The sequence below is a fragment of the Devosia sp. genome (assembly GCF_030689745.1).
In the GTDB taxonomy this organism is placed as follows: Bacteria; Pseudomonadota; Alphaproteobacteria; order Rhizobiales; family Devosiaceae; genus Devosia; species Devosia alba.
Genome location: NZ_JAUYGL010000113.1, coordinates 55,985 through 74,525, shown reverse-complemented (window position 1 = coordinate 74,525; position 18,541 = coordinate 55,985). Strand labels below are relative to the sequence as shown.

Sequence of the window (18,541 nt, the reverse complement as noted above, 5' to 3'; positions counted from 1 at the left end):
GCGGCCCGGACAGGCAACGGCGCCCGCCTTGCACATCCTGGAGCCGCCCATGAACATGCCCATGCGTACCGATCAGATCATTACCGACTGGCAGCCGCATTTTCCCGCGCTGTTTGGCAAGCACACTCTGGCCCTCAGTCACAGCCTGGCCAACTCACCGCTGTTCACCGACGAGGCACTGGCGCGCCTGATTGATGCCGCGCCACGCGAGGACTATCACGTCAATTACTCGCAGAAGACTCCGGGCAATCCGCCCAAGCGCCGCGAAGGCGAGATCAAGGACCTTTCCGGCGCCGAGGTGCTCGAGATTGTGCGCACCGGCAATATCTGGGTCAACCTGACCCGACCGGGCCGGACCGATCCCGCCTATGGCGAGATGCTCAATGCACTCTATGACGAGTTCGAGGCGCGCGTGCCCGGCTTCATCAGCTACAAGCGCAATATGACCCTGCTGATCTCGTCGCCCAATGTTTCGGTGAAGTATCACGCCGATGTGCCCGGCCAGTGTCTGTGGCAGGTGCGCGGCACCAAGAAGGTCTATATTTACCCGAACACCCCGCCCTTCCTGTCCCAGCCCGCACTGGAGAACCTGATCCTGGGGCAGGCCCGCGAAACCGACATGCCGTTTGAAGCCTGGTTTGATGATTACGCCGAAGTGCACATGCTCGAAGCGGGCAAGATGGCGCACTGGCCGCTCAACGGGCCGCACCGCGTGGTCAATGAAAACATGCTCAATGTCAGCTTCACGACCGAACACTGGACGGACGGGCTGCGCCGCCATTACGCCGTCAACTATGCCAATGGCATCTTGCGCAAGATGGGCCTGCACAAGCTGGACCAGAATGTCAGCGGTCTGTCCTACCTGGCCAAGCTGGCGCTGGCCGGCGTGGTCAAGTTCACCCCGCTGAACCCGCAAAAGAAGAAGGTCTACACGGTCGACTTCCGCGTGGATCCCACGGCCCCCGAAGGCATTCGCGACATCGAAGCCTATAGCTTCAGCAAATGACGTCAGGCACCGCCGCCATCAGGGCACAAACGCACCAGCCCGCCCCCGCCACCCAGGCGGCGGGCATTGCGGTGGCGCGGTCCGCACTGCATGTCGACATTGTCCGCACACGGGCGGCACTGGACCTCATTGCCGCGCAGTGGCACGAGCTGGAAGCCCGGCTCGACGGCGCCGTGCTGTTTCAGAGCTGCGCCTGGGCCCGCGCTGTCTTCGACTTCGAGGCGGCGCGCGGCAATGTCCGGTTTGATCCGGTGATCGTCACCCTCAGGGATGGCTCGCGCCTGGTCGCCGTGCTGCCCCTGGAGCGCATCCGCACCCGGGCGCGCACCGTGCTGACCGCGCTCGGTCATGCCTTCAGCCAATATTCCGATGTCATGCTCGCCCCCGGCATCCAGCCCGGTGATGCCGTATCGCGCCTGTTGCACGCCGCCATCAAGGCAGCACCCTGCGATGCTGTGAGCTTTCTCAAGGTGCGCGGCGACAGCATGCTGGCCAGCGGCATGCCCGTTGACCACATGCTGACCGGCACCCAGGAAGGCGCGCCCTATATAGCGCTCGACGCCTTCCCCGATTTTGCCGGCTATTTCGCCACCATCAATCACAAGACGCGCAAGAACATGCGCAATGCCCGCAATCGCCTTGAGCGCGACGGCCCCGTCACCCATCACGTCGCTGCCAGTACCCAGGACCGCCTGGGCGTCATCAACCGCACCCTGAAGGGGCGGGCAGAGCGGCTCAACGACCAGGGCCTGACCTCCCGCGCTTTTGGCGACACCGCCTTCACCGAATTCTGCCAGTCCCTGGCCAGCCGTGACGACCTGCCCGTGCTTGCCATGTCGCTGCGGCACAAGGGCGAAGCCATTGCCGAGCAATGGGGTTTTGTCCACAACCAGCGCTATTATGCCTTTGTCGCCAGCCGCGATTTTTCCAACTCCGATGAAAGCCCGGGCAAGTTGCATCTGGGTGAAGTCATCCACGTATGCGCCGATCAGGGCCTCAGGGGTGCCGATCTGATGGTGCCGGTCATGCCCTACAAGCTCACCTGGGCGACCGAAACGGTCACGGTCAGGGACTTCGCCCTGCCGGTGACCCGGCGTGGTCTGCTGGTCCTCAACGTCTGGGACCGCTTGTTGCGCCCGGCCATCAAGAAGCTGGTGCTGGCCATGCCGGCGCAATGGCGTGGCCCGCTGATGAGAGCGGCCGGCCGCCGTCTCTAGCGCCTGATTCTACCGCCGCCCGCCTGCCCCCAGCACGGTTAAGTATTCGTTACCTTTTCCCCTTTAAGCTGGCTGCGGGGGAAAAAATGTCAGCAATCATTGCCAGCACCGTGCCAACCCATCCAACGGGAGCACAGTCCGATATTGGTGACCGCGCCGGGCGTCTGGGTGTCGAAATCGCCGACGTCGCCGGGCTGATTGCCGATCTCTCCAAAATCAGCCTGCAGCAGGCGACCCAGGCCGAGGCCACCCAGGATGCTGCCGCCAGCATGAATGTGGCAACCGCACAACTGAGCCAGACCATGGGCGTCAGCCGGCAGGCGGCAGCCGATGTACGGGCCGTGCTCGACCAGAGTGCTTCGGCGGTCGCCGGTACCGTGCAGCGCACCGCCAAGACCATGGCCATGATGGCCGATGGCGCCATGCACATCCAGACCACGCTCGATGGCGTCTCTGGCTCGGTCCGCAATGTGGAAGCCGCCAGTACCGCCATCGCCCAGATTGCCCGGGAAACCAAACTGCTGGCGCTCAACGCATCGGTCGAGGCCGCGCGCGCCGGTGACGCCGGGCGCGGCTTTGCCGTCATCGCCAATGCGGTCAAGGGACTGGCCGATCAGATCCATGAATTTTCCGGCCAGACCACCAGCAATATGGCCCATCTCAGCCAGGCCCTCGGCGCCCTGCGGACCCAGGCCAAGGGCAATTCGCAGGCGGCCGAACAAACCATCGCCGATGCCCAGGCTGCCGCCGAGGCAACGGCAACGCTGGAGGCCCTGGTGGGTTCGGTGGATCGGCTGATCACCGATATCGACGCCATGAGCCAACCCGTTGAGCAGTCCATCGCCGGCTTTGCCACCATCCAGACCGAACTGTCGGCGCTGGCCGAAGGTGTTGCGGCCGGCCGCGGCCATCTCGAAAAGGCCGAACAGCGCACGCAGTCGATCCTGTCGATCTCGGAAGACTTCATGCTGTTTCTGGTCGAAAGCGGCTTTGAGACCGCCGATGCCGACTTCATCGATCTGGCGCGGACCAAGGCGGACGAGATTGCCGAGCTGTTCACCACGGCGGTGGCACGCGGGCAGATCAGCATGGCCGATCTGTTTGATGAAGACTATCGCCCGGTCGCCGGAAGCGATCCCAAGCAGGTGCTGACCCGGTTCACGGCTTTCACCGACCAGGTCCTGCCGGCGGTGCAAGAGCCGGTCCTGGAGTTTGACCAGCGCATTGCCTTCTGCGCCGCGGTGGATCGCAATGGCTATCTGCCGACCCACAACATCATCTATTCGCGGCCTCAGGGCAGTGACCCGGTGTGGAACATGGCCAACTGCCGCAACCGGCGGATGTTCAACGATCGCACCGGGCTGTCGGCGGGGCGCTCGACCAAGCCGTTCCTGCTGCAGACTTATCGGCGCGACATGGGCGGCAGCCAGTTTGCGCTGATGAAGGATTGCTCGGCCCCCATTACCGTCAATGGCCGCCACTGGGGTGGCCTGCGCGTTGCCTTCAAGGTCTGAACGCCGCCGCGTTTTTCTTGACTCGCCCGCCGCTTTCCCCTACAGCCAGCCCATTCATCAGGCTTTGCCCCTGACCAGCCGACCGGGACCCCGCAAGGGTATCGACGATCCCGGAGGCCACCACCCGCCAGCGCGTTGCGCCCGTGGGTGTGCTTGGCGTTTGGACTGATGGATCCTATGTCTGGCGGACTATTCCGCAGCGAAGGACCAAAACCATGTTCGAGAGCCTTTCTGACCGGCTTGGCAAAATCTTTGATGGACTACGCGGCCGCGGCGCGCTGAGCGCCGACGACGTCGATGCAGCCCTGCGCGAAATCCGCCGCGCGCTGATCGAAGCCGACGTGTCGCTCGAAGTGGTGCGGGCCTTTGTCGAACAGGTCAAGGACCGCGCCATCGGCGCCGAGGTCACCCGCTCGGTAACCCCCGGCCAGCAGGTCATCAAGATCGTCCATGACGAGCTGGTCGCCGTGCTCGGCGAGACCAGTGTCGGCATCGACCTCAATGCCAAGGCCCCCGTCACCCTGTTGATGGTCGGCCTGCAGGGCTCGGGCAAGACCACCACCACGGCCAAGATTGCCAAGCGCCTCAAGGACCGCCAGAAGAAAAAGGTCCTGCTCGCCTCGCTCGATACCCGCCGCCCCGCTGCCATGGAGCAGCTGCGCGTGCTGGGCGAGCAGGTCGGCGTCGACACCCTGCCCATCATTGCCAGCGAAACCCCCGTCGAGATCGCCCGCCGCGCCGAGCGCGAAGGCCGTCTGGGCGGCTATGACGTGCTCATTCTCGATACCGCCGGCCGCACCCATATCGACGACGAGCTGATGGCCGAGACCGTCAGCATCAAGGATGTCGCCAACCCGCATGAAATCCTGCTGGTCGTGGATGCACTGACCGGTCAGGACGCCATCAATGTGGCGCGCTCCTTTGACGGGCGCCTCGACATCACCGGCATTGTGCTGACCCGCGTTGACGGCGATGGCCGTGGCGGCGCGGCGCTGTCGATGCGTGCCGCCACCGGCAAGCCGATCAAGCTGATCGGTGTCGGCGAAAAAATGGATGCGCTGGAAGATTTCCATCCATCGCGCATTGCCGACCGCATCCTGGGCATGGGCGATATCGTCAGCCTCGTCGAAAAGGCCGCCGAACATGTTTCGGCCGAAGACGCCCAGAAGATGGCCAAGAAGCTCAAAAAGGGCTCCTTCGACCTCGACGATCTGCGCAGCCAGCTGCAGCAGATGAAGAAGATGGGCGGCATGGGTGGCCTGATGGCCATGATGCCCGGCATGGGCCAGATGAAAAAGGCCATGGCCGGCGCCAATATTGACGAGAAGGTGTTTGACCGCCAGATCGCCATCATCAATTCGATGACCAAGAAAGAGCGCGCCGCCCCCGACCTGCTCAATGCCAGCCGCCGCAAGCGCATTGCCGCCGGCGCCGGCGTTGACGTCAGCGACATCAACAAGCTCGCCAAGCAGCACCGCCAGATGGCCGACATGATGAAAAAGGTCGGCAAGGGTGGCATGGGCGCGCTCGGTGGCATGATGGGCGGCAAGATGGGTCAGATGATGGGCGGGGGCGGCATGCCGGACCTCTCCAGGATGGACCCCGCTCAGCTCGAACAAATGGCCCGTCAGGCCGGCATCGACCCCAACCAGCTCAAGGGCCTGCCCGGCGCCGATACGCCAGCACCCAAGGCGCTGCCCAGCGATGTTGGCGCCCTGCTCAAATCCTCCGGCGGACCGGCTTTGCCCGGCTTCGGCGGGGCTCCCCGTTTCCCCGGCCTGCCAGGCCTGGGCAAGAAAAAGTAATCGTTTCAACCAAACCCCAGGATACCAATATGTCCCTCAAGATCCGTCTGGCCCGTGGTGGCACCAAGAAGCGCCCATTCTATCAGATCGTCGTTGCTGACGCCCGCGCGCCCCGCGATGGCCGTTTCATCGAAAAGCTCGGCACCTTCAACCCGCTGCTGGCCAAGGACAATGAAGGCCGCGTCGTGCTCGACATCGAGCGCGCCAAGCATTGGCTGAGCGTTGGCGCCCAGCCGACCGACCGCGTGCTGCGTTTCCTCGACGTTGCCGGCGTGATGAACCGCGAAGCCCGCAACAACCCTGACAAGGGCAAGCCCGGCGAAAAGGCCACCCAGCGCGCTGAAGAAAAGGCTGCCAAGGCCGCCGCCGCCGAAGAACTCAAGAACGCGCCAAAGGTTGAAGAGGCGCCTGTTGAAGAAGCCGCTCCTGCCGAGGAAGCGCCTGCTGCTGAAGAGACTGCTGCCGAGTAAGTCTGGCACAGCACTGAATGACAAAGGCCCCGGTGGAAACACCGGGGCTTTTGTTTTGTCCACGCTCCCCGCAGCCGCAGACTGAGTGCCGCTCTGGTCACCAATGGGTTGGGATCAATCGTGTAGCGGGCAAGTGGAACGAAGGCCGACGTGCTGAATGCGAGCTTCAGTACCAGAGCGACATCTTTCAATGTAGAATGATGCCTTGGAACCGGTTCTGTGAAGATCAGGCACGATCAAGCATGACCGCTTGTATGAAGGGCGACCCAATCCCACCATTCTTTCATGTCGGACGACGCTGATGATTGCTGCAGAGAGAACGCTGACCGTGCGCCACGCCGGGCGCGAGCACCCGGTCCTGGTACAGATATTTCTCCCCGAGCAGGTCGGCCCAAACTGGAATTGCCGTTATTCTATCGACTGGCCAGACGCCCCCATTGAGAGCTTTGCCGGCGGCAATGACGCGATTGCAGCACTGCATGCCGCCATCGAAAAAGTGGGAATGGAACTCCATATGAGCCGATTTCATCACGAACGTGCCATGTGGTGGCTCAAGCCATGGGTCGGCTATGGCTTTCCGCTGCCCAAAGGCGCGCGCGATGAACTGATTGGCGACGACCAGCGCTTTTATGGTCTCGACAAGCCATGACACAAAAACACCCGCGACGGTGATCACGGGTGTTCTCAGTTAAATCTGACTTCTGAATCAGGCCTTGAGCTTGGCCAGGATCGCCGCGCCCATTTCCTCGGTGCCCACCGTCCGGCGATTGTCCTGGGCGATGTCGCCGGTGCGCAGACCATCGCTGAGCACGGCCGAAATGGCGTTCTCGATATTGGTTGCCAGCTCGATCATGCCGAACGAATAGCGCAGCGCCATGGCGACCGAGGCGATCATGGCGATCGGGTTGGCAATGCCCTGGCCGGCAATGTCGGGGGCCGAGCCGTGCACGGGCTCGTAAAACGCCTTGCGCTTGCCGGTGACCGGGTCGGGCGCCCCCAGGCTCGCAGAGGGCAGCATGCCCAGTGAACCGGTCAGCATGGCCGCCACATCGCTCAGAATATCGCCGAACAGATTGTCGGTGACCATCACGTCGAACTGCTTGGGATTGCGCACCAGTTGCATGGCCGCGTTATCGGCCAGAATGTGATGCAGTTCGACATCGGGATAGTCCTTGGCGATGCCCTGGACCACTTCATCCCACAGCACGCCCGACTTCATCACGTTCTTCTTGTCGGCCGAATGCACCTTGTTGTTACGGGTGCGCGCCAGATCGAAGGCGACGCGGGTAATGCGGTCGATTTCATAGGTCTCGTAGACCTGGGTATCGACGGCGCGCTTCTGGCCATCGCCCAGATCGGTAATGGTCTTGGGTTCGCCGAAATAGACGCCGCCGGTCAGTTCGCGCACGATCAGGATATCGAGGCCTTCCACCAGCTCGCGCTTGAGCGAGGAAGCGTCGGCCAGCGCCGGATAGCAGATGGCGGGGCGCAGATTGGCAAATACCGCCATTTCCTTGCGCAACCGCAGCAGCGCTGCCTCGGGACGCTGCTCATAGGGGACATTGTCCCACTTGGGTCCACCCACCGCGCCAAAGATCACCGCATCGGCCGCCTTGGCCTTTTCGGTGTCTTCATCGGTAATCGCCACCTGGTGGGCATCATAGGCAGCCCCGCCGGCCAGACCGCGATCGGTCGAAAAATCGGTGAGCTGCTCGCTATTCGTCCAGGCGATCAGCTTGTCCACTTCGAGCATGATCTCGGCACCAATGCCGTCGCCGGGGAGCAGGAAGAGGGAATGACTGGCCATGATGGGTCCTTGCCGTACTGGTGGTTACGCCTATGGCTGGCCACATAGCGGCAATTGTCGGCGCCGCGCAAGGCGGCGGCGCATAAAAACGTCCGTTCTGTTGCGAGATCATCCCGCCAATGCCAACCGGCCCGGCTGGAACAGAAGCCGGATATAGCTGCGAAACAGCAGGATCTGCCGTGGCAGAATGCCGGGATCACCCAGCGCCTTGCTCATGATGATGGCGCCGTCCACCATGCAGCTCATCATGGCGGCCAGCTGCTCGAGATCAACCGGCTCGACCGGCGGATGCACGGCGGCAATGGCGTCGAGGCGTTGGCGAAAGAATGCATTCCACCGGCGCACGGAATCCACAGTAAGCTGGCGAACGGTGTTGTCGAACAGGCGCTCCTGGTAGCAGACGCTGGCAATCAGGCATCCCGGATGCCCATTGGGCAGGTCGGCCATGGTTTCCGCCAGCAGTTTGAGGCCGATGAGAAAACCCTGCAGCGGGTCATCGGACAGCTCGGCGCCGCGGCCGAACAGCGCCTCGAAGATTTCATCATTGGCCGCCACATAGCGCTGCAGCATTTCATGGGCCAGGGCGTTCTTGTCGCTGAAGTGGTAGAAAAAGCCGGACTTGGTGATCCCCGCTTCGGCGATCACCTCCTCGATCGAGGTGGCGGCAAAGCCCTTGGCCAGCACGGACGCCTCGGCAATAGCCAGCAGTCTCTCCCGCGTTTCCTGCCCCTTGCTCGCTTTCCTGAACATGGCCCTGCCCCTGCTGCACTGTACCGCCGGTACAGTTTTGTGCGCGTCGCTTGCGCCGCGACCGCCTGCGCGCGTGACCTCGGCCACGGCAACCCATTGATAAAAAACAAAAACCAGCGCTGCACCCGGGACTGAACCGCAAGTCCTCTGGATGTGCGCTGCCGTTCCGGGGCATCACTTCGGCCACCGGCGACCCAGATGTAACGCTGCCCGCCGACCAGATCAAGCGCTAATGGAGGCCACAATGGCAAAGCAGAACAGGACCCTGCCACAGAATTCCGGACAGATGTTCGTCACCGATGGTGGTATCGAAACCCACATGATCTTCAACCAGGGTCATGACCTGCCGAATTTCACCGTCTTTCAGCTCAATGACAGCGAACAGGGGCGGCAGGCCATGCGTGAATACTATCAGCCCTATGTCGAGATTGCTGCCAAGGCTGGACAGGGCTTCCTGTTCGACACCAATACCTGGCGCGCCAATCCCGACTGGGGTGCGCTGGTGGGATATGACGCAGCGCGCCTGCGGGCGGTCAATATGGCTGCCATACGCTTCTCCCGCACGGTGGCTGAGGGCTTCCATCTCGCTGGCGTGCCGACGGTGGTCAGCGGCGCCATCGGGCCCCGCCGCGATGCCTGGCAATATGACGATGCCATGAGCGTGGACGAGGCCATGGCCTATCACGCAGACCAGGTAGCCGCCTTCGCCGCGGCCGGCGCGGACCTGGTGACAGCCTATACGCTGACCAATACGCCCGAGGCCATCGGCATTGCCAGGCTGGCCGAGGCGGCCGGCCTGCCCTGCGTGCTCTCGTTCACGCTGGAAACCGACGGGCACCTGCCCGGCGGCAAGAGCCTTGGCACTGCTATCGGGGAGGTCGAGGCCGCAACCGGCGGGTCGCCGGCCTATTACATGATCAACTGCGTGCACCCCATCCACTTCGCCAGCACCATCCGACATGCCGGCGCCTGGGTCGACCGCATCGGCGGCCTGCGCGTCAACGCCTCGATGAAAAGCCATGCCGAGCTCGACGAAAGCGAGACCCTCGATATCGGCGACTGGCAGGACCTGGCCCAGCGCTATCAGCGCCTGCTGCCCCTATTGCCCAATATCCGGGTTATCGGCGGCTGCTGCGGTACCGATCACCGCCATATCGGCGCCATTTGCCACCACTGCCTGCCCGGGCAGCGCGATCAGGAGGTGCAGCATGAGCGACTTCGCCATTCAGCCTGAGCGGCGGTCGCACCGTCGCGCCTGGCAACTGCCCTGGCAGCTCTCCTGGCCGCTGCGCCGGAGCCTCGCCAGCCTGCGGCAGCGACTGGGTCGCCACCGGCTGCATCGCCAGACGGTGCTGATGTTGCACAGCCTCGACGAACGGCTGCTCTACGACATCGGGCTTGATCCGCTCGAGCTGATCGAGCCGATACGCCGGTCACGCCCCCTGCAGCCCGGGACCACCCAGGTCCGGCACCGCTGAACAATCCTATTGCCGGCGTCACCTCAGGCGCCGGCAAAACCATTGCGGGCGAACAGCACCCAGAAGGTGAAAAGATTGGTGATGAAATGGGCTAGGCCGACATAGAACACCGAGCCGGTGCGCCAGGCGATCCAGTTCCACATCAGCCCCAGTGCGGTGGCGCCCCCGATCAGCGCCGCGGCGCCACCGTCGAAGACGATCCCCACGCTGAGCACCAGGGGAATGTGCCAGGCGGTGAACAAGCCCCAGCCAAGCCAGAAGCCGAGGCGCGGCCGGTCGTGAAACGTGCCGATAAAGCCGCCCCGCCAGGCGAGTTCTTCGAGCGGCGCATTGATGGCGGCAATCAGTATGGCCAGCCACAGGGCGCCATGGCTGAGTATGGTGGTGTTGGGCATGAAACTGATCAGGGCCACGAGCCCGGCCTGCACCAGCAGCAGGGGAAGGATCCACCAGTCGCGCCAGGGGAGTTTTTCCGAGAACAGGCGCCCGTCATTGCCCGGCAGGGCATGCAGACCGATGACCGGTAGGCAGAAGGCCAGCCAGTAAAACCCCAGGGTGAACAGATAGCCCGCTCTTGCGTCCCAACCCGTGAGCCGGGGTACGATGAAAAACAGCGCTCCGATGAGGAGCGCTGCGTGGACCAGCAGGGCGATTTGTCTGCCGTTCATCGCCCCGCCCGCCAATCAGGCGGGACTGCCGGCCGCACCGATGCGGGCGGTGACTTCGATCTCGATCTTCATGCCGGGCTCGATCATCTGCACGATCAGCATGGAGGCGGCCGGACGGATATCGCTGAACACCGGGCCGACAGCCTTGACCACCGCATCGATGTCGGCGCGGTCGCCGACATAATACACCACCCGCACGGTGTCCTTTATGGACGAGCCGGCCTCTTTGAGTGCCTTGTCGATGGTGGCCAGGGCATTGGCTGCCTGGGCGCCGACATCGTCGGGCATGGTCATGCTGGCATAGTCATAGCCGGTCGTGCCCGACACATAGACGGTGTCTTCGTGCCGCACCGCGCGGGAATAGCCGAAGGTAGCCTCGAAGGGTGAACCGGTAGAGACGCGCTGGACCATGTGGTTAGCTCAAATGTTTCTGGAGGAAGAAGCGGCTGTTGCCGGGTGGATAATTGCTGATTTCGCCGAACACGGCATAGCCGAGCTTGCTGTAAAACCCCGGCGCCTGGAAGGTGAAGGTATCAAGCCAGATGCCACTGCAGCCACGCTGGCGCGCCACGGCTTCCGCCCGTTCCATCAATTGCCGTCCGACGCCCTGGCCGCGCAGGCGTTCCGGCACGAACAGCAATTCAACGAACATCCAGCCAAAGCTGATGCGGGCAGTCAGCCCGCCATCGGTGACCCCGGTCACCGGGTTCTTGAGCACGAGGCCGATCGTGGCGAATGGCGCAGCGTCAGGGACCTGGCTGCGGTTGAACGCAACCAGACCATCGACCACGCCAGCCCGGCTTTCCGGCGTCAGCTCGGGCTCGAAGACGATTGTCGTCATCGCCTCAGAGCCAGGGGCGGTCAGCCGCCATGGCGGTCTCAAACGAGGTGATGGCCGGGGCCGACTTCAGCGTGCCGGCAATGTCATCAAGGCCCTCGAGCAGGATCTGCTTGCGGCTCGGATCGATATCAAACGAAATCGTGCCGCCGTCAGGACCGCGAATGGTCTGGGCTGCCAGATCCACCGTCAGCGTGGCGTTGGAGCCGCGCTCGGCGTCGTCCATCAGCAGCTTGAGCTGCTCGGCGCTCACCACCACCGGCAGAATGCCGTTCTTGAAACAGTTATTGTAGAAAATGTCGGCAAAGCTGGTCGAGATCACGCAGCGAATGCCAAAATCCAGCAGCGCCCACGGCGCATGCTCGCGGCTGGAGCCGCAGCCGAAATTGTCGCCCGCCACGATGATCTGGGCATGGCGATAGGCCGGCTTGTTGAGCACGAAATCAGCGTTCTCGCTGCCATCATCATTATAGCGCATCTCGGAAAACAGCGCCGAACCCAACCCGGTCCGTTTGATGGTCTTGAGGTACTGCTTGGGGATGATCATGTCGGTGTCGATATTGATGAACGGCAGGGGCGCCGCGACACCGGTCAGGGTAGTGAACTTGTCCATCAGGAAACCTCGCTTTGCCACAGGTCTTGGCGCAAAACCCCGCCTGGGGTCAAGCCGGGAATGGCTGAAACCGTTCGCCGAGGGCGGGCTCGGGCCTAGCGGGCCTGCTGGCTCGGCCGCCAGGTGATGACGCGATAGGCGTAGATCAGGACCACCAGCGCCAGCACGATATAGCTCAGCGGATCCACGATCACCTCGACCACCTCATAGTGCTCATGCAGCACATAGCCCGCCGAGGTCAAAATGGTGTTCCAGATCAGTGCGCCACTGCTCGAAGCGACAAGGAACACGGGCAATGGCATCCGGGACAGACCGGCCGGAATGGAAATCAGCGTGCGGATCAGCGGCACCAGCCGGCCGAACAGCACGATGATCGGCCCGAAGCGGACGAACCAGCCGACGGCAATATCGATCTCCTCGGCATTGAAAGCCATGAAGCGGCCGAACTTGTCGGCCAGCCAGCGCACCCGGGCGAGCCCGAACAGCCGACCGGCATAATACCACGGCAGCATGCCCACCACGGCGCCCAGCGTGGCGGTGGCGATCACCGCAAAAAAGTTGAGATCACCATTGGCGGCAGCAAAACCGGCAAACGGGATGATCAGTTCGGACGGTATCGGCGGAAAGAGCGACTCCGCCAGCATCACCAGAAAGATGCCGAGATAGCCCAGATCCGAAATCGTCTGAATAATCCACGCCGTCATTGCTCGCCCCAATTGGTCCAGCCCGGACCTTCACTGCAAACTGCCAAGAAAGAGTAAGGGCCCCAACGAATTCGCAGGAGCCCTTGGATTTCTTAGCTGGCCTTGGAGGTCCGGCTCATGCGCTTGCGATCATTGGGGTCGAGCCAGATCTTGCGCAGGCGCAGGGACTTGGGCGTCACCTCGACATATTCGTCTTCGGCGATATAGCCCAGCGACTGCTCCAGCGTCAGCTTCTTGGGTGTAGTCAGCCGCACCGCTTCGTCCTTGGAGGTGGTGCGGATATTGGTGAGCTGCTTGCCCTTGAGCGCATTGACCTCGAGATCGTTCTCGCGGCTGTGCTCGCCAATGATCATGCCCTCATAGATGTCCACACCCGAGTCGATCATGATCTGACCACGGTCTTCCAGATTCCACAGCGCGAACGCTACGGACTGGCCGGTGCCATTGGAGATCAAAACGCCAGTGCGGCGACCGGGCAGTTCACCCTTGAACGGCACAAAGGAGTGGAACAGGCGGTTGAAGATCGCCGTGCCGCGCGTATCGCTCAGCAATTCAGGCTGGTAACCGATCAGCGAGCGGGTCGGGACCAGCAGCTGGATGCGGGTGCGGCCAATGCCGGACGGGCGCATATCGGTCAATTCGCCCTTCCGCTCGGTCAGCTTCTGCACCACGGTGCCGGTGAACTCATCATCGACGTCGATGATGACCTCTTCGATCGGCTCCATCTTGACGCCGTTTTCTTCCTTGAACAGCACCTTGGGCCGACCAATGGTCAGCTCAAAGCCTTCGCGGCGCATGTTTTCAATCAGCACGGCCAGCTGCAATTCGCCGCGGCCTGCCACGTCATAGCTGTCATTGTCTTCGCCGGGCGTGACGCGGATGGCCACATTGCCTTCGGCTTCGCGCATCAGGCGTTCACGGATCACGCGGGACTGCACCTTGTCGCCTTCACGGCCGGCCAGCGGGCCGTCATTGATGCGGAAGGTCACCGACAGGGTTGGCGGATCGATCGGCTTGGAAGCGATGGGGGTGGTGACCTGCGGCGAACAGATGGTGTCGGCCACGGTGGAGGTCACAAGGCCGGCAATGGCGACGATGTCGCCCGCTTCGCCGAGGTCCACCGGGGTACGCTCGAGGCCGCGGAATGCCAGCACCTTGGAGACGCGGCCCTTTTCGACTTCCTTGCCCTCGCGGTTGAGGGTGTGGATCGGATCGTTCGACTTGACGGTGCCCGAGGTGATGCGGCCGGTCAGGATACGGCCCAGGAAGGGGTTGCGCTCGATGGTGGTCACCAGCATGCGGAACTGGCCTTCCTCAACGGTCGGCTCGGGCACGTGCTCGATGACCTTGTCGAGCAGCGGGCCCAGGTCGTCCTTGGGACCCTCGGGCTCCAGGGCCATCCAGCCCTGCTTGGCCGAGCCATAGAGCACGGGGAAATCGAGCTGATCGGGCGTCGCGTCCAGCGCGATGAAGAGGTCGAAGATTTCTTCGAGCACTTCAAGGTGCCGTTCGTCGGACTTGTCGATCTTGTTGATCGCCACGATCGGCCGCAGGCCCTGGGCCAGCGCCTTGCCGAGCACGAACTTGGTCTGGGGCATCGGGCCTTCGGCCGCGTCGACCAGGATCACCACGCCATCGACCATGGACAGGATGCGCTCGACTTCACCGCCGAAGTCGGCGTGGCCGGGGGTGTCGACGATGTTGATGCGGGTATCTTTCCACAGCAGCGAGGTGACCTTGGCCAGAATGGTGATGCCGCGCTCGCGCTCGATATCATTGCTGTCCATGGCGCGCTCTTCGACGCGTTCGTTTTCGCGAAAGGAACCCGACTGCTTGAGCAGGACATCGATCAGGGTGGTCTTACCGTGGTCAACGTGGGCGATGATGGCGATATTACGCAAGGACATATGGATCCGGCCTGTTGGCATGATCCCAAAACCTCGGGCCGCGATAGGGGCGGCAACAAACGGCTGAACCATGCAGGAATAAAGATGCGCCAATGCTCCGACAATGGGAGGACTGGCACTTTCAGCGCTGCCTTACAGGAAGATGGCCTTTTCTACAAGCGCAGCCAATGCACAGGTGGGTTGCAGCCCGTCCAAACCGTGTCGGATGGTTACCGGGCCAGACCCAGAACGGCGTCGGCGCTTGCCGGTGGCCGAGCGGCCGGCCTGTCCGGCTCCGGCGCCTTTCTGACCTGGGCGCGCAGCAGGCTGAGCAGCGCCGCCGGTGGCAAGGGCGGCGAGAACAGGAAACCCTGGATTTCCGTGGCGCCCTGCGCCCGCACCATGGCCAGTTGCTCTTCCGTTTCCACCCCTTCGGCTGTCGTCGACATGCCCAGCGAGCGGCCCAGCCCGATCACCGCCTCCATGATGGCCTGGCTATCCTTGCGGTCCGTCAGATCGCGCATAAAGGAGCGATCAATCTTGATCTTGTCGAAGGGAAAGCTGCGCAAATAGCTCAGCGAGGAATAGCCGGTGCCAAAATCGTCCATCGAAATGCGCACCCCCATGGCCCGCAACTCGTGCAGCACGTTGAGCGTGGCCTCATTGTCCGCCAGCAAGAGCGACTCGGTAATCTCCAGCTCAAGGCGCGACGCGGGCAGAAGGGCGTCGGCGAGCGCCGATTTCACCAGACCGACCAGATCCCGGGTCTTGAACTGCATGGGCGACAGGTTGACCGCCACCCGCACATCGCCGGGCCATTTGGCGGCCGTTTTGGTGGCCTCGCGCAGCACCCATTCGCCAATCGGCACGATCAGCCCGGTTTCTTCGGCGATGGGAATGAACTCGGTTGGCGAGACCGTGCGATCTTCATGGTCCCAGCGCAGCAGGGCCTCGACGCAGATGACGCGGTTTTGCTGCAGTCCGAGCAGCGGTTGATAGACCAGCCGCAGTTCATCGCGCTGCAGGGCCAGTCGCAACCCCGCCTCGATGGTGCGGCGTTGCTGGAGGTCCGCATCCATGCCGGTCTCAAAGAAATGGTAAGTCGAGCGGCCTTCGCTCTTGGCCTTGTAGAGCGCCAGATCGGCGTTCTTGACCAGCGTGTCGGTCTTGACCCCGTCGCCGGGGCCCACCGCAATGCCGATACTGGCGCCGATCTCGATATGCTGCCCGCCAATCAGCATCGGCGCGCTGATCGAGCGAATAATGCGGTCGGCCACCCTGGCAGCCGAATCGGCCCCGTCGATGGGGCGCAATAGCAGCGCGAACTCGTCGCCACCCAGCCGGGCCAGCACATCGGTCTCACGCGTGGCGCCCCACAGCCGGGCCGATGCCTGCTTGATGACCTCGTCGCCCACCGCATGGCCCAGCGTGTCATTGACCGCCTTGAAATGATCCAGGTCGATATAGAGCACCGCAGCGATCTCACCACGATTGAGCGCCGCCTCGGCCTTGGCCATCTGGTCGAGAAACTCGATCCGGTTGGGCAGATCGGTCAGCGCATCATGGCGCGCCAGGTGCTGGATGCGCGCTTCATTCTGCTTCTGCTCGGTAATGTCCTCATGGGTAGACACCCAGCCACCATCCTTCATGGGATGGTGTTGCATCATGATGGTGCGGTTATTGAGCTCATGGACGGTCTTGCCGTATTCGCGCCGGGAAATCAGCGCCCGGCGCCAGATAAAATACTCCTCGCGCGTGCCGGTTGTGCTCATCCCCATGTCGAACAGATGGCCCAGAACATCGTCAAGCTGGGTGCCTGGCCGCAGCAGGTGTTCGGGCAGGCCGTAAATGCGGGCATAGGGCTCATTGCAGATGATCAAGCGCCCGCGGGCGTCCATCATGCACAGGCCCTGGCTGATATTGTTGACCGCCGCATCGAGACGAATGTTTTGCCGCTCCAGCTCCAGCTTGCGCTTTTCCACGACCTCGGTGCGGGCCACTTCGTCGGTGATGTCCTCATGGGTCACCACCCAGCCAAGAGCCGCCGAATAGGTATGGGAGGACTGAATGGTGCGGCCGCCCCGCACTTCCTCCTGGGACTTGCGTTGCGCCCCATCGCGATTGGCCAGCAATTCGTCGGTATAGGTTTCGTAAAACTCCGCAGAAGTGCGGCCGGGATGATTGCCCAGGCTGAAGCTCAGTTGCACCACATCTTCAAGGCTCATGCCACGATGCAGGACGCCTTCGGCAAAGCCGTAAAAATCGCTGTAGTGCTGGTTCCACATGACGAGGCGGAATTGCGATGACCAAACGCAAAACCCGTATGGAATGTTTTCAAGCGCGGCATCAAGCAGCAATGCTTCAGCCATTTCGCTCAAGTTGCCAGTTTCCACTGTGCGCACTCGACGAGTCCCCTCAATGGCGCGCTAATATGGCGCCGCCCGCAAGAGTATTTCGAATGGCTTAACGACGGATTAAAGCGGTGGCGGGGATGAAGCCCGCGCAATGAACGCGAGCCTCTATTAGTGTGTGGACGGACTAACCACGCCCGATTTGCTTGTTGCGGGCAGCATAAGTCTTCAGCCGCAGACCGCTGAGCCTGATGAAACCTTCGGCATCATGATGGTCATAGCTGCCAGTACCCTCTTCAAAGGTCACCAGATCTTCCGAATACAGCGACAGGGGCGAGCTGCGGGCGATCACACTGGCGCTGCCCTTGTAGAGCTTGATGGTGACTTCGCCGGTAACGAATTCCTGGCTCTTGTCGATCAGCGCCTGCAGCATTTCGCGCTCGGGCGCAAACCAGAAGCCATTATAGATCAGCTCGGCATAGCGCGGCATGATCTCGTCCTTGAGATGGGCCGCACCACGATCAAGCGTGATCGATTCGATACCGCGATGCGCCGCCAGCAGAATTGTCCCGCCGGGGGTTTCATAGACACCGCGTGACTTCATGCCGACAAAGCGGTTTTCCACCAGGTCCAGCCGACCCACGCCATGCTTGCCGCCCAGTTCGTTCAGCTTGGTCAGCAGTGCCGCCGGGGACAGCGCGATGCCGTTGACCGAAACCGCATCGCCCTGCTCGAAGCCGATGGTGATGATTTCAGGCGTATTGGGTGCCTGCTCGGGATCAGTGGTGCGCTGATAGACATATTCGGGCGCCACCTGGGCCGGGTCTTCCAGCACCTTGCCCTCCGAAGAGGTGTGCAGCAGATTGGCGTCGACCGAGAACGGGGCCTCGCCGCGCTTGTCCTTGGGCACCTGGATCTGGTGCTTTTCAGCGTAATCGATCAACTGCGTGCGCGACGAGATATCCCACTCGCGCCAGGGCGCAATCACCTTGATCGAGGGGTCGAGCGCATTGGCGGTCAGCTCGAACCGCACCTGGTCATTGCCCTTGCCGGTGGCGCCATGGGAAATGGCGTCAGCCCCCACTTCCTGGGCAATCTCGACCAGGCGCTTGGTAATCAGCGGCCGCGCAATCGAGGTGCCCAGCAGATAGACGCCTTCATAGACGGCATTGGCGCGGAACATCGGGAACACGAAATCGCGCACGAATTCCTCGCGCAGATCCTCGATGCGGATATCCTTGATCCCCATCAGTTCGGCCTTCTTGCGCGCCGGCTCGAGTTCTTCGCCCTGCCCCAGATCAGCGGTGAAGGTCACCACTTCGCACTGATAGGTCTCCTGCAGCCATTTCAGGATGATCGAGGTGTCCAGACCGCCCGAATAGGCCAGCACGACCTTTTTGATATCTTTTGCCATGAGCTCTGTCTTTGTTAACA

At 62.5% G+C, this 18,541-nt stretch carries 18 protein-coding genes; 8 read left to right on the top strand and 10 right to left on the bottom strand.

The genetic code is table 11. The features are described from left to right. Positions 1-49: 49 nt before the first annotated feature. From Q8O80_RS10575 to Q8O80_RS10550, 6 genes are all read left to right on the top strand, one after another. On the top strand, positions 50-1,006 hold the full coding sequence (locus tag Q8O80_RS10575) for a hypothetical protein (protein ID WP_305579431.1): 957 nt from the start codon (positions 50-52) through the stop codon (positions 1,004-1,006). Then, positions 1,003-2,223, top strand: a complete 1,221-nt coding sequence (locus tag Q8O80_RS10570; RefSeq protein ID WP_305579430.1) for a GNAT family N-acetyltransferase — start codon at positions 1,003-1,005, stop codon at positions 2,221-2,223. The genes Q8O80_RS10575 and Q8O80_RS10570 overlap by 4 nt, the downstream gene beginning before the upstream one ends. Positions 2,224-2,309: 86 nt before the next feature. Beyond that, a complete protein-coding gene (locus tag Q8O80_RS10565; RefSeq protein WP_305579429.1) occupies positions 2,310-3,737 on the top strand; it encodes a methyl-accepting chemotaxis protein in 1,428 nt (475 codons plus the stop codon). A gap of 215 nt (positions 3,738-3,952) precedes the next feature. Then, the gene (gene ffh / locus Q8O80_RS10560; protein ID WP_305579428.1) at positions 3,953-5,542 is read left to right on the top strand and encodes a signal recognition particle protein; all 1,590 of its coding nucleotides are present in this window, start codon (positions 3,953-3,955) and stop codon (positions 5,540-5,542) included. A gap of 29 nt (positions 5,543-5,571) precedes the next feature. Next, complete coding sequence (gene rpsP / locus Q8O80_RS10555; protein ID WP_305579427.1) at positions 5,572-6,012, top strand: 30S ribosomal protein S16; 441 nt, start codon at positions 5,572-5,574, stop codon at positions 6,010-6,012. 301 nt (positions 6,013-6,313) lie between these two features. Next, positions 6,314-6,661, top strand: a complete 348-nt coding sequence (locus tag Q8O80_RS10550; protein WP_305579426.1) for a hypothetical protein — start codon at positions 6,314-6,316, stop codon at positions 6,659-6,661. Between the two features lie 57 nt (positions 6,662-6,718). Here the strand turns inward: Q8O80_RS10550 and leuB are convergent, their stop codons facing one another. Then, positions 6,719-7,819, bottom strand: coding sequence for a 3-isopropylmalate dehydrogenase (gene leuB, locus Q8O80_RS10545; RefSeq protein ID WP_305579425.1), 1,101 nt, complete (start codon positions 7,817-7,819; stop codon positions 6,719-6,721). A gap of 108 nt (positions 7,820-7,927) precedes the next feature. Then, positions 7,928-8,569 (bottom strand): TetR/AcrR family transcriptional regulator, encoded by a 642-nt coding sequence (locus Q8O80_RS10540; protein ID WP_305579424.1) that lies wholly within the window; start codon positions 8,567-8,569, stop codon positions 7,928-7,930. Positions 8,570-8,813: 244 nt separating this feature from the next. Between Q8O80_RS10540 and Q8O80_RS10535 the strand changes: the two genes are divergently transcribed. Further along, a complete protein-coding gene (locus tag Q8O80_RS10535) occupies positions 8,814-9,803 on the top strand; it encodes a homocysteine S-methyltransferase family protein (RefSeq protein WP_305579423.1) in 990 nt (329 codons plus the stop codon). Next, positions 9,778-10,047, top strand: coding sequence for a DUF1127 domain-containing protein (locus tag Q8O80_RS10530; protein WP_305579422.1), 270 nt, complete (start codon positions 9,778-9,780; stop codon positions 10,045-10,047). The genes Q8O80_RS10535 and Q8O80_RS10530 overlap by 26 nt, the downstream gene beginning before the upstream one ends. A 23-nt stretch (positions 10,048-10,070) precedes the next feature. Here the strand turns inward: Q8O80_RS10530 and Q8O80_RS10525 are convergent, their stop codons facing one another. The 8 genes from Q8O80_RS10525 to Q8O80_RS10490 all read right to left on the bottom strand — a co-directional run bounded on the left by Q8O80_RS10525 (position 10,071) and on the right by Q8O80_RS10490 (position 18,521). Beyond that, positions 10,071-10,715, bottom strand: a complete 645-nt coding sequence (locus Q8O80_RS10525; protein ID WP_305579421.1) for a type II CAAX prenyl endopeptidase Rce1 family protein — start codon at positions 10,713-10,715, stop codon at positions 10,071-10,073. 15 nt (positions 10,716-10,730) lie between these two features. Further along, positions 10,731-11,126, bottom strand: coding sequence for a RidA family protein (locus tag Q8O80_RS10520; protein ID WP_305579420.1), 396 nt, complete (start codon positions 11,124-11,126; stop codon positions 10,731-10,733). Between the two features lie 4 nt (positions 11,127-11,130). After that, the gene (locus Q8O80_RS10515; protein ID WP_305579419.1) at positions 11,131-11,556 is read right to left on the bottom strand and encodes an N-acetyltransferase; all 426 of its coding nucleotides are present in this window, start codon (positions 11,554-11,556) and stop codon (positions 11,131-11,133) included. Positions 11,557-11,560: 4 nt separating this feature from the next. Beyond that, positions 11,561-12,166, bottom strand: a complete 606-nt coding sequence (gene leuD, locus Q8O80_RS10510) for a 3-isopropylmalate dehydratase small subunit (protein WP_305579418.1) — start codon at positions 12,164-12,166, stop codon at positions 11,561-11,563. 95 nt (positions 12,167-12,261) lie between these two features. After that, positions 12,262-12,870 carry a DedA family protein gene (locus tag Q8O80_RS10505; RefSeq protein ID WP_305579417.1) on the bottom strand — a complete coding sequence of 203 codons (609 nt, stop codon included), beginning with the start codon at positions 12,868-12,870 and terminating at the stop codon, positions 12,262-12,264. A gap of 92 nt (positions 12,871-12,962) precedes the next feature. Further along, positions 12,963-14,777: a translational GTPase TypA gene (gene typA, locus Q8O80_RS10500; protein WP_305579416.1), complete on the bottom strand. Its 1,815-nt coding sequence runs from the start codon at positions 14,775-14,777 to the stop codon at positions 12,963-12,965. A 209-nt stretch (positions 14,778-14,986) separates the two neighbouring features. After that, on the bottom strand, positions 14,987-17,125 hold the full coding sequence (locus Q8O80_RS10495) for a bifunctional diguanylate cyclase/phosphodiesterase (RefSeq protein ID WP_305579449.1): 2,139 nt from the start codon (positions 17,123-17,125) through the stop codon (positions 14,987-14,989). A gap of 169 nt (positions 17,126-17,294) precedes the next feature. Next, positions 17,295-18,521: an argininosuccinate synthase gene (locus Q8O80_RS10490; protein ID WP_305579415.1), complete on the bottom strand. Its 1,227-nt coding sequence runs from the start codon at positions 18,519-18,521 to the stop codon at positions 17,295-17,297. Between the last annotated feature and the right edge of the window lie 20 nt (positions 18,522-18,541).